Annotated in this window: 18 protein-coding genes; 16 read left to right on the top strand and 2 right to left on the bottom strand. The window is 72.2% G+C overall.

Features of this window, described 5'->3' with window-relative positions; translation table 11 throughout:
• Nucleotides 1-22 precede the first annotated feature (22 nt).
• The 15 genes from fliD to EJK16_RS03670 all read left to right on the top strand — a co-directional run bounded on the left by fliD (nucleotide 23) and on the right by EJK16_RS03670 (nucleotide 12,429).
• Nucleotides 23-1,417 carry a flagellar filament capping protein FliD gene (gene fliD, locus EJK16_RS03740; RefSeq protein ID WP_127126489.1) on the top strand — a complete coding sequence of 465 codons (1,395 nt, stop codon included), beginning with the start codon at nucleotides 23-25 and terminating at the stop codon, nucleotides 1,415-1,417.
• 12 nt (nucleotides 1,418-1,429) lie between these two features.
• On the top strand, nucleotides 1,430-1,897 hold the full coding sequence (gene fliS, locus EJK16_RS03735; protein WP_127126488.1) for a flagellar export chaperone FliS: 468 nt from the start codon (nucleotides 1,430-1,432) through the stop codon (nucleotides 1,895-1,897).
• A gap of 4 nt (nucleotides 1,898-1,901) precedes the next feature.
• Nucleotides 1,902-2,225 (top strand): hypothetical protein, encoded by a 324-nt coding sequence (locus tag EJK16_RS03730; protein ID WP_127126568.1) that lies wholly within the window; start codon nucleotides 1,902-1,904, stop codon nucleotides 2,223-2,225.
• A gap of 161 nt (nucleotides 2,226-2,386) precedes the next feature.
• A complete protein-coding gene (locus tag EJK16_RS03725) occupies nucleotides 2,387-2,728 on the top strand; it encodes a flagellar basal body protein (RefSeq protein ID WP_127126486.1) in 342 nt (113 codons plus the stop codon).
• On the top strand, nucleotides 2,728-3,129 hold the full coding sequence (locus tag EJK16_RS03720) for a flagellar basal body rod protein FlgC (protein WP_127126484.1): 402 nt from the start codon (nucleotides 2,728-2,730) through the stop codon (nucleotides 3,127-3,129). The genes EJK16_RS03725 and EJK16_RS03720 overlap by 1 nt, the downstream gene beginning before the upstream one ends.
• Nucleotides 3,129-3,443, top strand: coding sequence for a flagellar hook-basal body complex protein FliE (fliE, locus tag EJK16_RS03715; protein WP_127126482.1), 315 nt, complete (start codon nucleotides 3,129-3,131; stop codon nucleotides 3,441-3,443). The genes EJK16_RS03720 and fliE overlap by 1 nt, the downstream gene beginning before the upstream one ends.
• Nucleotides 3,443-5,005 (top strand): flagellar basal-body MS-ring/collar protein FliF, encoded by a 1,563-nt coding sequence (gene fliF / locus EJK16_RS03710; RefSeq protein ID WP_127126480.1) that lies wholly within the window; start codon nucleotides 3,443-3,445, stop codon nucleotides 5,003-5,005. The genes fliE and fliF overlap by 1 nt, the downstream gene beginning before the upstream one ends.
• Nucleotides 5,002-6,021 (top strand): flagellar motor switch protein FliG, encoded by a 1,020-nt coding sequence (gene fliG, locus EJK16_RS03705; RefSeq protein WP_127126478.1) that lies wholly within the window; start codon nucleotides 5,002-5,004, stop codon nucleotides 6,019-6,021. Before fliF ends, fliG begins: the two co-directional genes overlap by 4 nt.
• Complete coding sequence (locus EJK16_RS03700) at nucleotides 6,011-6,718, top strand: FliH/SctL family protein (protein ID WP_127126476.1); 708 nt, start codon at nucleotides 6,011-6,013, stop codon at nucleotides 6,716-6,718. The genes fliG and EJK16_RS03700 overlap by 11 nt, the downstream gene beginning before the upstream one ends.
• A complete protein-coding gene (locus EJK16_RS03695) occupies nucleotides 6,719-8,038 on the top strand; it encodes a FliI/YscN family ATPase (RefSeq protein WP_127126474.1) in 1,320 nt (439 codons plus the stop codon).
• The gene (locus EJK16_RS03690; RefSeq protein WP_164737188.1) at nucleotides 8,035-8,463 is read left to right on the top strand and encodes a flagellar FliJ family protein; all 429 of its coding nucleotides are present in this window, start codon (nucleotides 8,035-8,037) and stop codon (nucleotides 8,461-8,463) included. The genes EJK16_RS03695 and EJK16_RS03690 overlap by 4 nt, the downstream gene beginning before the upstream one ends.
• Entirely contained in the window at nucleotides 8,460-9,224 is a 765-nt protein-coding gene (locus EJK16_RS03685; protein WP_127126470.1) for a C40 family peptidase, read from the top strand. Before EJK16_RS03690 ends, EJK16_RS03685 begins: the two co-directional genes overlap by 4 nt.
• The gene (locus EJK16_RS03680; protein ID WP_127126468.1) at nucleotides 9,221-10,663 is read left to right on the top strand and encodes a flagellar hook-length control protein FliK; all 1,443 of its coding nucleotides are present in this window, start codon (nucleotides 9,221-9,223) and stop codon (nucleotides 10,661-10,663) included. Before EJK16_RS03685 ends, EJK16_RS03680 begins: the two co-directional genes overlap by 4 nt.
• A 9-nt stretch (nucleotides 10,664-10,672) precedes the next feature.
• Entirely contained in the window at nucleotides 10,673-11,173 is a 501-nt protein-coding gene (locus EJK16_RS03675; protein ID WP_127126466.1) for a flagellar hook capping FlgD N-terminal domain-containing protein, read from the top strand.
• A 26-nt stretch (nucleotides 11,174-11,199) separates the two neighbouring features.
• A complete protein-coding gene (locus EJK16_RS03670; protein WP_127126464.1) occupies nucleotides 11,200-12,429 on the top strand; it encodes a flagellar hook protein FlgE in 1,230 nt (409 codons plus the stop codon).
• A 131-nt stretch (nucleotides 12,430-12,560) separates the two neighbouring features.
• Here EJK16_RS03670 and EJK16_RS20400 read toward each other — a convergent pair whose 3' ends face one another.
• Nucleotides 12,561-12,890 (bottom strand): FAD-binding domain-containing protein, encoded by a 330-nt coding sequence (locus EJK16_RS20400; RefSeq protein ID WP_255411465.1) that lies wholly within the window; start codon nucleotides 12,888-12,890, stop codon nucleotides 12,561-12,563.
• Nucleotides 12,891-13,004: 114 nt separating this feature from the next.
• Nucleotides 13,005-13,652: a deoxyribodipyrimidine photo-lyase gene (locus tag EJK16_RS03660; RefSeq protein WP_164737187.1), complete on the bottom strand. Its 648-nt coding sequence runs from the start codon at nucleotides 13,650-13,652 to the stop codon at nucleotides 13,005-13,007.
• Nucleotides 13,653-13,885: 233 nt separating this feature from the next.
• On the opposite strand from EJK16_RS03660, the gene EJK16_RS03655 reads away from it, so the two are divergent.
• Nucleotides 13,886-14,083 (top strand): hypothetical protein, encoded by a 198-nt coding sequence (locus EJK16_RS03655; protein ID WP_127126458.1) that lies wholly within the window; start codon nucleotides 13,886-13,888, stop codon nucleotides 14,081-14,083.
• The last annotated feature ends 140 nt before the right edge of the window (nucleotides 14,084-14,223 follow it).

Here is a 14,223-nt window from a genome sequence, read left to right as displayed (position 1 = left end):
TGACCCACGGAAGGCGGACGAGATGTCAAGCATTGGCATCGACGGGCTGGTCAGCGGGCTGGACACCACAGCGCTGATCAACAACCTCATGCAGATCGAGTCTGCTCCGCAGACACTGCTAAAGAACAAGTCGGCCAACGCCTCGATCCTCGTCACCGCACTTCAGGCGCTCAATACGAAGGTTGCCTCGCTCGCCACCAACGCCGCAAAGGCAACAAAAGTGGAGTCCTGGGACGGCCACAAGGTCGCCTCGTCATCGACCGCGGTGACCGCGAGGGTATCCGCCGGCGCGACGGTGTCAACGCTTGAGTTCAGCGTCGATAATCTCGCGAAGGGGCAGGTCGCTATGGTCGATCTCGCCCAAGCGGGGACACCCCCGGTCCTCACGGTCGTCCGCGGCGGAGTCGTCAAGACGCTGGAGGCCAAGGGGAACAGTGCCCCCGAAATGGCCGAGCTCATCAACAAGGCTGCTGAGCTCGGCATCAGCGCTGTCGCGGTCCGGGTTGGCAACGCTGTGGGCGGCGCCGAACCCGAGTACCGGCTTCAGCTCTCGGGTGTGACCGGAGAGGCAAACGCATTCGAGGTGTACGCCGGGATGGGCACGGCAGGCGCGCGCCTCGTCGACAGTGCCGCGACAACGGGTGCGACAAAGCCTCTCGTGAAAGCCGCGGATGCCAAGATCACCCTGTGGCCCACCAGCGGCGCCGCGATTCCGCTCACTCTGTCGAGTGCGACCAACACCTTCGCCGACGTTCTCCCTGGCGTGACGGTCAGCGTGGCCGCCAAGACACCGGCGGACGCACCCGCGGTCCTCACGGTCACCCCGGACAACGACAGCATGCGCAAGCTCGTCTCCGACGTCGTCGGCTCGGTCTCGGTGGTCCTGTCCGAGATCACCTCTCGCACCGCGGCGACGACATCGACCGGCAGTGACGGGCGCAGTGTGGTCTCCGGCGGCCTCTTCTCCGGCGACTCCGCCATCCGATTCCTGGCGGACAGCGTCCGCTCGGCGGCGTCGATGCCCGTCAGCGGCCGGTCGCCGTCGGAGATCGGCATTATGCTGGACCGCTCCGGCGCCATCACCTTCGACCAGGCCGCGTTCGACAAGGCCATGGCCGCGGACCCCGACGGCACCCAGCAGATGGCCATGGCCATCGCGCAGCGCGTTGCGGACCTGGCCAAGTCCTCGTCGGACTCCATCGACGGCACGCTAACCCTCAAGATCAAGTCCCAGGAGGGCATGGTCTCCGACCTCGGCAAGCAGATCGAGGAGTGGGACCGTCGCCTCGCGCAGCGCCGCGAGGGACTCCAGCGCACCTATTCGGCCCTAGAGGTCACCCTCAGCGGCCTGCAGTCCCAGTCGAACTGGCTCACCAGCCAACTCGCCGGCCTGCCCACATGGAACTCGAACAAGTAATCCGGGGAGATCATGAACCAGGCCGCCCTGCTCAACCGCTTCAAGACCGAGTCCGTCGCCACCGCGTCACCCGCGAAGCTGCTGACGATGCTCTATGACCGGCTCGTCCTCGACTTGGACCGCGGCATCGCCGCCCTTGAGGCCGACGACCGCGCCGATGCCAACACCCAGCTCACCCACGCGCAGGACATCATCCACGAGCTCCGCAGCAGCCTAGACCTGAATGCCTGGGACGGCGCCCGGGGACTCATGGACCTTTACGGCTACCTCCTCTCCGAGCTCGTCGGCGCGAACATCGCCCGCAGCTCCAAGCGCGTGACCGCCTGCCGCGACCTCCTCATCCCGCTGCGCGACGCCTGGCACGAGGCCGCCAACGCCACGACGGCGACCGGCGGCTCAGTAGCCAGTGCCCGGGCCGCCGCCGCGGTGGCGAGCGCCCCGACGGGGTACCAGCCGATGGGCGACCTCGGTGTCGCCTGACGCCGTGCCGTCGCCCGAGGAGACCAACGGCTTCCACGCGCGCTGGGCCGCCGCCCTCACCGAGCTCGAGCTCGACGTCGCTGAGGCGGAGGCCAGCCTGAACGCCGACCACCTCGCCACCCGCACCACCCCCTGGCAGGCCCCGACCGACCTCGGCCCGCTCCCGGCCGAGCTTCGCACCCGCGCGGAGACCCTCCTCGCGCGTCAGATGGAGGTAGCCCGGCAGGTCACCGAGGCCGCCCGCCTGAGCCGGCGGCACGCGCGCGCCGTCCAGGCCATGCGCGCCAACGGTCCCGCCCGCCCCGTCTACGTCGACATGGCCGGCTGAGCCCCCAATAATCACGGTTGAGTATCGATGGGATTTCCCCCTCATCGATCTCTCACCTGCGCCAACACCCTGCCGATGAGGACTGACGAGCACGGATCGCTCACGTAGCAGGCCACGGACCGGCCGAACACACCCGCTAGTTGGATGGGGCCCAACCCGGCATGTTCGACTCCGTGAGCACGGTGGCGATGAAGAGCGCGCTCGACGCGCTCGCGCTGCGCCAGCGCGTCATCGCCGACAACATCGCGAACGTCCAGACCCCCGGCTTCCTCGCCGGCCGGGTCTCCTTCGAAGACGCCCTCGCGGACGCCGTGGCCGGCGGCAGCGGCGCGGTCACCGCCCGCGTGGACCGCTCGCTCGAGCCCACCCGCACCGACGGCAACAACGTCAACCTCGACACCGAGACGCTGTCGAACATCGACACCAACCTGCGCTACCAGGTCGCCACCCGCTCCATCGACGGCTCCTTCACCTCCATCCGCACCGCGCTGAGGACGAACTGATGACCACCTTCGGCGCGATCGGCATCGCGAGCACCGGCATGACCGTCCACCGCAAGTGGCTCGACGCGGTCAGCGACAACCTCGCCAACATGAACAACGCCTCCGCCACCACCGACCCGGTGTTCCAGGCCCGCTACGTCGTCGCGCAGGCCATGGACTACGGCGACGAGGGCGGCGTCGAGGTCGCCGGGATCGAGCTCGGCGACGCCGAGGGCCGCCTCGTGCACGAGCCCAGCAACCCGCTCGCGGACGCCGACGGCTACGTGCGCTACCCGGACATCGACATGGCCAGCCAGATGACGCAGCTGATCATGGCCCAGCGCGGCTACCAGGCCAGTGCGGCCGTGGTGGACCGCGCCAAGGAGACCTACACCGCGGCCCTGCAGATCGGGAAGAGCTGATGTCCATCCCCGCCATCGGCGGCCTCTCCGGCGTTGCCCCCACCGGCTACCTCACCGACGCCCTCGAGCCGGGCCAGCGCTCCGGCGACGGCGGCACCGCCTTCGGCGCCTCCCTCGCCGGCGCCATCGAGGGCCTCTCCGCCCGCCAGGCCACCTCCAGCGGCCTCGCCGTCCAGGCCGTGACCGGCGAGCTCGAGGACGTCCACGCCTACACGATCGCCGCCACCGAGGCCCAGGTGGCCCTGGAGCTGACCGCGGCGGTGCGCAACAAGGCCGTTGACGCGTTCAACGAGATCATGCGGATGCAGGCCTGATGCCCGCAGCCGTCAGCGGGTTCTTCGGCCGCCTCAAAGCAGTCTGGGACCAGTTCTCCCTGCCCCAGCGCACCCTCGTCGCCATCGGCCTGGCCGTCCTCGTCCTGGGCGGGGCCGCTTTGTACTCGTGGGCGTCCAAGCCGACGATGAGCCCGGTGTTCACCAACCTCTCGGCGGAGGACGCCAGCGCCGTCGTCGACCAGCTCCAGGCCGACGGCGTGCCCTACGAGCTCGCCGAGGGCGGCGGCACCGTCCTGGTCCCCGCCGACCAGCTCTACGACCTGCGCATCTCGCTCGCCGCCACCGGCCTGCCCACCTCCAAGGACGGGTACTCCCTCCTCGACAACATGGGCATGACCAGCTCCGACTTCCAGCAGCAGGTCACCTACCAGCGCGCCCTCGAGGGTGAGCTCGCCAAGACCATCGGGGCGATCGACGGCGTCGCCGCCTCCACCGTGCACCTCGCCCTGCCCCAGGAGAGCGTCTTCGTCGAGCGGGCCGTCGCGCCCACCGCGTCCGTCTTCGTCAAGCTGCAGCAGGGCAAGACGATGGACACCAACGCGGTCGAGGCCGTGGTCAACCTCGTGTCCTCCTCCATCCCGGACATGGAGCCCGGCGGCGTCTCCGTCATCGACGCCGACGGCAAGGTCCTCTCGGCCACCGGGGCCGACGGCGCGGTCGGCTCAGACACCGACTACGAGGACGGCGTCGCCGCCCAGGTCCAGGGCATGCTCGACCGGGTCGTGGGACCGGGCAACGCCGTGGTCAGCGTCCAGGCCGAGTTCGACCGCGACTCCACCGCCCGCACCACCGAGACGTTCACCCCCGCGAACGGCGCGCCGCCGCTGTCGGAGTCCACCTCCAAAGAGGAGTACACCGGCGGCGGCGCCGCGGTGGGCGGGGTCCTGGGCCCGGACAACATTGCCGTCCCCAACGGCAACGGCGCCGACGGCAGCTACACCAAGGAGGACCAGGTGCTGAACAACTCGGTGAACAAGGTGACCGAGCAGACGGACGTGGCCCCCGGCGGGGTGGCCCGCCAGTCGGTCTCCGTGGTCGTGGACGCCCAGGCCGGCGCCGGGCTCAACCTGCCCGACCTCGAGCGGATGGTCACCGCCGCCGCGGGTATCGACGTCGCCCGCGGGGACGTCGTGGAGGTCTCCCGCATGGCGTTCGACACCTCGGCCGCCGACGCCGCCGCCGCCGCGCTCGCCGCCGCGGAGGACGCCGCCGCCGCGGACCGGCAGGCCGCGCTGCTGCGCCAGGGGATCATCGCCGCCGTCGTGCTCGTCGTCGTGCTGCTCATCGCAATCGCGGTGCGCCGGGCGCGGCGTGAGCGGCGCGAGGAGATCGACCTGCGCGAGCTCCAGCTGCTCGAGGCCACCCAGATCGGCGAGGAGCTGCCCATGGACGAGACCGCGTTCCTGCCCGCGGCGCCCGCCCCGGTGCCCCAGGTCACCAGCGCCGCCGACGCCGTGCGCGCCGAGCTGGCGGACCTGGCCGCGGACGACCCACGCGCCGTCGCGAAGCAGCTGCGCGAGTGGCTGGCGGTGCGCCGATGAGCGTGGCCGCCGGGACGCTGACGAGCGCGCAGAAGGCCGCCGTCGTGCTCCTCCAGCTCGGGCACGAGCGGGCCGCCAAGGTGCTCGCCGAGCTCAGCCAGCAGGAGGTCGAGGAGATCACTGCGGAGATCGTCCGCATGGACGACGTGCCGGCGACCACCGCCGACTCCGTGGTGCGCGAGTTCCACCGGCAGGTCACCACCGGCCAGCCGACCGTCGGCCACGGCGGCCTCGAGTACGCCCAGCGGCTCCTAGAGGCGTCCTTCGGCGCCGACAAGGCCGCCGGCGTCATGGACCGGCTCAGCACGCTGATGGCGGGGCAGCCCTTCGACTTCCTCCAGCACGCCGACGCCCGCCAGGTCCAGTCCCTCATCTCCGGCGAGCACCCCCAGACCATGGCGCTCGTGCTCGCGCACCTGCGCCCCGACCGGGCCTCGGCGATCCTCACCGGGCTGGAGCCGGCGCTGCGCACCGACGTCGCCCACCGCATCGCCCTGATGGAGCGGGCGTCCCCGGAGGTGGTCTCCATCGTCGCGGACAACATCCAGCGCAAGGCCACCAACGTCCTGACCCCAGGCGACATGACCGCCGTCGGCGGCGTGCAGCCCCTGGTGGAGATCCTCAACCGCGCCGACCCCGGCACCGAGAAGCAGATCATCGAGAGCCTCGGCGAGCTCGACTCCGAGCTCGCCGAGCAGGTGCGCGGCATGATGTTCACCTTCGAGGACATCGTGCTGCTCGATGACCGCGCGGTGCAGCTCGTGCTGCGCCAGGTCGACATCGCCACCCTCGCCGTCGCCCTCAAGGGCGCGCCGACCACCGTCTCGGACAAGACGCGGCGCAACCTGTCCGAGCGGGCCCGGGAGAACCTCGCCGAGGAGATGTCGATGTCCGGCCCGATCCGCCTCTCCGAGGTGCAGGAGGCCCGCGGGCAGATCGTCAACGCCATCCGCACGCTCGAGGAGAGCGGCCAGATCGTCATCCGCCGCGACGGCGAGGACGACTATGTCTCCTGACGCCGCCCGGTCCGGGTTCGTCCTGGCCGCGCCCGCCTCGCTCTCCGCGGTGCCGGCGCGCCTGCCCGACGGCGCAGCCCCCTCGGCGGGCCCGGTCACCTTCACCCCCGCGAGCGTCGAGTCCGTGAGCGTCTCCGCGGCGAGCGCCGACGGGTACGCCTCCGGCTACGCCGCGGGCTGGGCGTCGGGCATGCGCGCGGCCACCCAGGCCGCCGCCGCCGAGGCCGCCCGCGTCGCGGCGGCCGAGGCCGCCCGCGCGCAGCACCGCACCGCGGAGGCCGAGGCCGCCCTGGCCGCGCTGGCCCAGGCCGCGTCCGCGGCGCGCCGGCGCACGGCGCCCGTCGTCGACGCCGCCCTGACCGAGGTGCGCCACGGCGCCCTCGAGCTCGCCCAGGCCGTGCTCGGCGTCGAGCTTGCCACCGGCGAGACGTCCGCCCGCGCGGCCCTGCTGCGGGCCCTGACCGTCCAGGGCGAGGCCGACGTCGTGCGCGTGCGCCTGAGCCCCGAGGACCACGCCCAGGTCCGCGCCCTCATCGAGGCCCACCCGGGCGAGCTGGACATCCCCGCCGGCGTCGAGCTCGCGGCCGACCCCGCCCTCGCCCGCGGCGACGCCATCAGCGACCTCACCGATGGCTACCTCGACGCCCGCATCAGCGCCGCCGTCGAGCGCGCCCGCGCGGCGCTGGAGGTGCGCTAGGTGCTCACCGCCACGCCCGCCTGGGCCCGCACCCTCGCCACCGCCGCCCCGCAGCGGGTCGGCACGGTGCGCTCCGTGGTCGGGCTCTCCGTCGAGATCGCGGGCCTGCCCTGCGCCGTCGGGGACCTCGTGGGCATCGACGGGGGCAGGCACGTCGTGGGCGCGGAGGTCGTGGCCCTGGACAAGGCGGTCGCCAAGTGCATGCCGCTGGGGCCCCTGGACGGGCTGCGCATCGGCGCGCCCGTGCGCTCGAGCGGTCATCCGCTGACCGTGCCGGTGGGTCCCGGGCTGCTCGGCCGGGTGCTCGACGGCCTGGGCCGGCCCATCGACGGGCGGGGGCCGCTGGGTGCCACCGAGCAGGTGCCGGTGGCCGGGCACGCCCCCTCCGCGCTGGACCGCGCCCGGGTGGACACCCCGCTCGAGCTGGGCGTACGGGTGCTGGACACGCTCGTCACGGTCGGGCGCGGGCAGCGCATTGGCCTGTTCGCCGGCTCCGGAGTGGGCAAGTCCTCGCTGCTGTCGATGATCGCGCGGGGTACCGAGGCGCAGGTGAACGTCATCGCCCTGGTGGGGGAGCGCGGCCGTGAGGTCCGCGAGTTCCTCGAGGACGACCTGGGCCCCGAGGGGCTGGCCCGGTCCGTCGTCGTCGTCGCCACCTCCGACGAGCCACCCGTGGTGCGGCTGCGCTCGGCGTTCACGGCCACCCGCATCGCGGAGCACTTCCGCGACACCGGCGCCGACGTCGTGCTCATGATGGACTCCCTGACCCGCGCGGCGATGGCGCAGCGCGAGATCGGGCTCTCCGTCGGCGAGCCGCCCGCCACCCGCGGCTACCCGCCGTCGACGTTCTCGATGCTCGCCCAGCTGCTCGAGCGCGCCGGGACCGGGACCACGGGCTCGGTCACCGGCATCTACACCGTCCTCGTCGATGGCGACGATCACAACGAGCCCATCGCCGACGCCGCCCGCTCCATCCTGGACGGGCACGTGGTGCTCGACCGCAAGCTCGCCGTCGAGGGCCACTTCCCGTCCGTGGACGCCGTCGCCTCCGTCTCCCGGGTGGCGTCCCGGGTGACCTCGTCGGAGCAGCGGCGCCTCGCGACGACGCTGCGCACCGTGCTGGCCGCCCGCCGCCAGGCGCAGGACCTCCTCGACGTCGGCGCGTACGTGGCCGGCTCGAACCCGCGCGTGGACGCCGCCGTCAACCACGCCGCCGCCATCGACGCCTTCCTGCGCCAGGGCATGGACGACATCGTGCCCGCCGCGCAGTCGTGGGAGCAGCTGGCCCGGCTCGTCGCGACGATGGGGGTGACCGCGTGAGCGCGTTCCGCCTCGCCGGGCTCCGGCGGCTGCGCCGGCTCCAGGAGGACCAGGCCGCCGCGGAGCTGGCCCGCAGCACCGCCCAGCGCCAGCGTGCCGAAAAGCGCACCGAGAACGCCCGCGCCCAGCTCGCCGGCAGCGACCTCGGCAACGGCGGCAGCGCGCTGATCTTCCAGGCCGCCGTCGCCGCCCGGGCCGCCATGAGCTCGACCGTGCTCGCCGCGCAGGCCGCGGCCGAGGTCGCCCAGGCGCAGGAGGGTCAGGCGCAGGGGGAGTGGTCGCAGGCCCGCGCGCGCACCAAGACCCTGGACAAGCTCGCCGAGCGGCACCTCGCCGCCCAGCGGCAGGCCGAGGGCCGCGCCGAGCAGCACACCCTCGACGAGCTCGCGACGCAGCGGGCGACCCGCCGCAAGGAAGACTCATGACCGGCATCGCCGCCATCCAGTCCCGGATCGCCGAGATCCAGACGCGCATCGAGGCCGTGAGCTCGCCGCGCTCCGCTGCGTCGGGTGACGCGTTCGCGACGGCGCTGAGCTCGGCTGTGGCCGCCGATGCGGCCGGGGCCTTGCTCGGCGGCGCCGGCACGTCCGGTGCGTCGGGGGTGCTGGGCGGCCTGGGGCTGTCTGGCGTGTCCGGGCTCTCGGGGACGTCCGGGTTCTCTGGGCTGAACGGGCTGGCGGGACTGTCCGGCGTGGGCGCGACGGCGGCCTCTGGGACCGGCGCCGCGCTGGTGGAGTCGGCGTCGAAGTACCTCGGCGTGCCCTACGTCTGGGGCGGCGAGAGCGCCTCCGGCATGGACTGCTCCGGGCTCGTGCAGCGCGCTCTGGCGGACATCGGAGTCTCCGTGCCCCGCACCGCGCGGGCGCAGATGACGGTCGGCACCGCGGTGCCCTCGCTCGCGCAGGCGCAGCCCGGGGACCTGATCGTCACCCGGGGCGGCGCGCACATCGGCATCTACCTCGGCGACAACAAGATCCTGCACGCCCCGCGGCCGGGGGAGAAGGTCTCCATCCGCGAGCTCTTCGAGACCGACGCCGACATCAACACGATCCGTCGGGTGCTGCCTCCGGCCACGGCCACGACGGGCCTGCCCGGCATGTCCGGGACCACGTCCGACGCCGTGGCACTCGGTCTGTCCGATCCCGTCCGCTTAGCGCTGCAGCTCACCACCGGAGGACTGTCATGAGCATCGCCCTGATGCCGCCCGTGCCCGCCCCGGCTCCGGGTAGCGGCGGCGGACCCGCCCGCGCCGCCCGTCCCGGCACGGACGACGCCTTCGCGGCAACCCTCGCCGCCGAGACCGACCGCGCCGGCCGTGGCGAGCGCAAGCCCTCGCGGCCAGCGCGCGACGATCGCGACGTCCCCTCGCCCGTGCGTCCCGGACCTGCGCAGAACAACGATGGTTCGGCCCCGAAGCCGGGGGAGCGCCTCGGCCGCGACGCCGCCGACCCGGCCGACGCCGCTGCTCTCGATTCTGCTCACCCCTCCGGCGTGCTCGACGGCACGGGTCTTGCGAGCGGGGAGGTAGCGGCGACCGGCGCGCCGGCGACGGCCGCCTTGATGGGCGGCGCAGTCCTCGCGGCCGTGGTCGCTCCGGTTACCGCCAACCCCCCGGACGCAGGCGCCGCCACGGCAGAGACTGTCGGGGTCACGGACTCGGCCGCTGCACCGGCGACCGTCAGCTCTGGCGCCACCGCCGACGCGGAGGCCACCGTGGTCGCCGCCCCGAGCGCCACCGCTGCCGCCAACGCCACCGCCGTCGGCATCCCCGCCGCCGGAGTCGGAGATGCCACCACCACCACCACCGGGGGCGCCATCGTCCCGGCCGCGGACCCCCGCGCTACGCCCGGCACCGATGCCCCGGGATCCGAAGCCAGCACCGACCCGGCCGCTGGTCGAACGCCGCTCGCCGGTAGCCAGGGCGCGTCGTCTGCGCTCGGGACAACGACCGCGACCGCCGCGGCCGCAGCCGCCACTGGAGCCGCCGCGGCGAGCGCGCTTCCGTCGACGGCGCTCGACCCGAATGTCACCGCCGCGTCGCCCGCCGAGGGCGTCGCGCCGTCGCCGGCCGTCGCGGCCCCGAGCCCGGCGGCCAGCACAGCGGCCCCGGCGCTGCCCGTCATTGCACAAACCCCCGCCGTCACGGCGGCAGCTCCCGCTGCGCCACTAGTCAGCACCACGCCCAGCACTCCCGTGCCGCTGACAGAGCAGCTCACCGGTCCCCTCGCCCGGCTGCGCACCGCGCCGGCCGGCGACCACGTCCTCACGCTCCGCGTCGACCCGGAGCACCTCGGCCCGGTGCGCGTCGTGGCGCACATCAATGGCGAGGGGGTGCGCATCGAGCTGTTCGGCGGCACCGACGCCTCGCGCGAGGCGCTGCGCCACGTCATGACCGACCTGCGCCGCGATCTGGCTGCAACGGGGCTGAACGCCAACCTCCAGCTCGGCCAGGACCGCGGCGGCGACGCACTGTCGAACCAGGGCGGCGGACTCAACAGCCGCCAGGCCGCCCCCGATAAAGCCCGGACCGAAGACGCCCGGGCCGACGGCCCGGGCCAGGCTCCGCCGTCGTCAACCACCCCGACCGTCCCGGGCCGTCCCGGCGGCCTCGACCTCTTCGCGTAAGGAGCGATCATGTCCGTCCCCGCCGTCTCCGGCGCATCAAACTTCTTCGCGAACGTCGGCGCAACCACCGACACCACTGCCACGAAGTCCGCCTCCGGCGAGCAGACGCTCGGCAAGGACGCGTTCCTCGAGCTGCTCGTCGCGTCGCTGAAGTACCAGGACCCCAGCTCGCCGATGGACACCTCCGAGCTCATGGCGCAGACCACGCAGCTGTCCACGATGGAACAGCTCGTCTCGCTGACCACCATGGCCCAGCAGAGCTTCGCGCTGCAGCAGCGCAGTTCCGCGGCCGCGTTCGTCGGGCAGTACGTCAGCTACCTCGACGGCAACGGCAACACCGTCAAGGGGCAAGTCGAGTCCGTCGACCTCACTGGCACTGACCCCCTGCTGAAGATCGGCACGGCCTCCGTGTCGCTCAGCTACATCTCCGGTGTCGTCAGCAAGCCTGCCGACCCGGCCTCCGACCCCTCCGCCAAGGCGGCGTCGTCCGGCGCCACCACCCAGGCCTGACCCGCCCCACCAGAAGGGACCTTCCCATGCTCCGCTCGCTCTTCTCCGGCATTTCGAGCCTGAGGTCGCACCAGACCATGCTCGACGTGACCGGCAACAACATCGCCAACGTCAACACCACCGGGTACAAGTCCGCCCGCACCCAGTTCCAGGACACTCTGTCCCAGGTGGTCAAGGCCGCCGGGGCGCCTCAGAACGCAGAGGGCGGTACCAACCCGGCGCAGGTCGGTCTCGGAGTGCAGGTCGCGGCCATCACGAACGACTTCACGGCCGGCGCCGCCCAGCAGACCGGTCGCGCCCTGGACATGATGATCACCGGCGACGGATTCTTCATCGTCGAGCAGGGCGGGGAGCAGCTCTACACCCGCGCCGGGGCGTTCACCCTCGATGCCCTCGGCCAGCTTGTCACCTCAAACGGTGCACTCGTTCAGGGCTGGCCGGCAGTTGGCGGCGTGGTAAATGCGAACGCGCCGCTGGGGAATATCACTTTGCCGGTCTCCACAACCATGGCAGCGAAGGCCACCACAGAGGCAGTCTTCTCCGGCAACTTGCCTGCCGATGCGCTGGACGGCACGACTGGTACCCCTGCGGCGCCTGCCACGTGGCTTGATCGCTCCATTGAGGTCTATGACGCGGCTGGTAAAGCCACCAGCCTGAATCTGCGCTTCACAAGGACGCCTGACGCAATCGCCGGCGAGTCGCAGTGGAATGTGACTGATCCTGCGGACGCGGCCGTGCCTCCCGCCGTTCTTTCGACCGTCGTTTTCAATACGGATGGCACGTTGAAGGCACCGACCGCTGCCCTGACCTACAAGACGGTGGCCGTCGATTTCTCCAAGCTAACGGGTTATGCCGATCTCGAGACGATCGAAGCCGCCAGTCAGAACGGCATGGGCGCCGGGACGCTCCAGTCCTTCAGCATGAACGCAGACGGCACCCTCATCGGGTCCTTCTCCAACGGGTTCAAGGAGCCGGTTGGCCAGATCGCACTGGGCAACTTCGCTAACGCGGCCGGGCTCGAGAAGGCCGGCGGATCGACGTTCCGCAGCACCGTCAACTCTGGTGAGGCGCAGATCGGCGCGGCGGGCGTCGGTGGCCGCGGTTCCTTGGGCAGCGGCGCCCTGGAGATGTCCAACGTGGACCTTTCTCAGGAGTTCACCAATCTCATCATCGCCCAGCGTGGTTTCCAGGCCGGCTCCCGGGTGATCACCACCTCCGACGAACTGCTCCAGGAGCTGGTCAACCTCAAGCGGTAACGGGTTCCCAGCTTCAACGAGAAGGGTTTCGCAGGATTGTCCTGAGAAGCCCTTCTTGTTGTTTGAGCACAACGCAGACGGGGCCGGTAAGCTCGACGGTGGGCCGCCTCACCACTCACATCCGCGCAGCTTCATAGCGCCGCGAGCCTCCGCCCGCTCCGTGCCGTGGTCGACGATCCGCCGTGCGGCCGCCAGATGTGCAGGTCCTTGACGAGGAAGCTCGCCACGACCATGCGGACCCGGTTGTGCACCCACCCTTCGACGAGGAACTGGCGCATCCCGGCGTCGACGAACGGAAACCCCGTCCGGGCCCTGCTCCCACGCGCGCACGTGCCCGGCCGCGGCGCCCCCCGGGGCCTCGTAGGCCATCTCCCGCAGGTCCGTACGCAGGTCGCCCCAGGCGGAGTTTGGCCGGTGCCGCAGCACGTCCGCGTAGAACTCGCGCCAACACAGCTCCGCAACGAACCGGCGCGCGCCCTCTGACTGGCCGGCCGGGTGTGCGGCGACGTCGGCCAGCATCGTGCGCGGATGGATCGTGCCGTACTTGAGGTGGACGGACATCTGGGAGGTGCTTTTCAGGTCTGGCCGGTCCCGGTCGCGGCCGTAATCCTCCGGGTTGATGTCGAGGAACTTCTCCCAACGGGCGTGCGCGGCCGCCTCCCCACTGGGCGCCACGGCGAACGGACGGTCGTCGCCTTCCCCGGGCAGGGGTTCTGACACACCCCCTGCTGCAGGCGAAGGCCCGTCAGGACTGGCGCGGGGGAGTGCCACCCGTGCTCGAGCCAGGCGCGCGAGAAGGGGGTGAACACCTGGAAGGGCCTGCCGTCCCCCTTGCGGACGACGCCGGGGCCGGGGGCGTAGGGCGTGCCGGTGGTCACGAGCGGCACGTCGCCCAGGGCCCCCTCGACGCGCCGGTCCCGGCGTCGGCCGTACGGCGTCGTCTCCCTGTTGACGTGCACGCTCGTGGCGGCGACCTCTCGCGCCAGCGCCGGGATCACCGCTTCTGGGCGGCCCGCGCGGATGACGATCGCGCCGTCGTACGACTCCTGCGCGGCCGCCAGGGCGGCGTGCAGGTACGCGGGCCGTACCGGGCCGGCCGAGCCCAGCAGCGTCGGGTCGGCGACGAACACGGGCAGGACGTCGCCGCCCGCCTCGTGCGCTGCGAGCAGCGCCGGCAGGTCGTGCAGGCGGAGGTCACGGCGCAACCACAGCAACGCGGTCATGGGTGCCATCCTGGGGGACTTCCGGCGTGCGGGCACGCCGCCATCGCGGCCGGGGGGCGCGGAGACAGCACGGCGCCGCGCGCCCGGTAGCACGACGCCGCGCGCCGGGTAGCACGACGCCGCGCGCCGGCTTTGACGCCTGGAGAAGCGTGGCGGGACCGGCGCCTCGACAGCCCCTTGTGGGCGGGCGGTGGGCCACTCAGGATTGGGAGGTCTCTCAGGAGGGCCGGAGCATGAAGCGCAGCCCCGTGCAGGTTGCCGTCGGTGTGGTGGTCTTCGCGGTCGGCCTCGTCTGGACCTTGCAGGGGCTCGGCTACCTGGCTGGGAGCGCCATGACGGGCGTGACGACGTGGGCGGTGGTGGGGCCGGTCGTCGCCGTCGTGGGGGTGGTCCTCATCGTGCGGGGGTTACGCCGTCGGCGCGTGCCGTAATGGGAAGGCGTTCCCCGGCCCACGTGTGGGCAGCGCCGCGGCGACGCATCGCCCCGCACCCAGCGCTTGGAGCCGGGCGATCCTCATGTGCGAGGGCGGGAGGTCAGCGCAGTCCTGACGCGACACGACCACCGCGGGCG

The sequence above is a fragment of the Georgenia sp. SYP-B2076 genome (genome assembly GCF_003991205.1).
Classification (GTDB): domain Bacteria; phylum Actinomycetota; class Actinomycetes; order Actinomycetales; family Actinomycetaceae; genus Georgenia.
The sequence above is the reverse complement of the archived record's forward strand: the minus strand, read 5'-3'. Positions and strand labels throughout refer to the sequence as shown.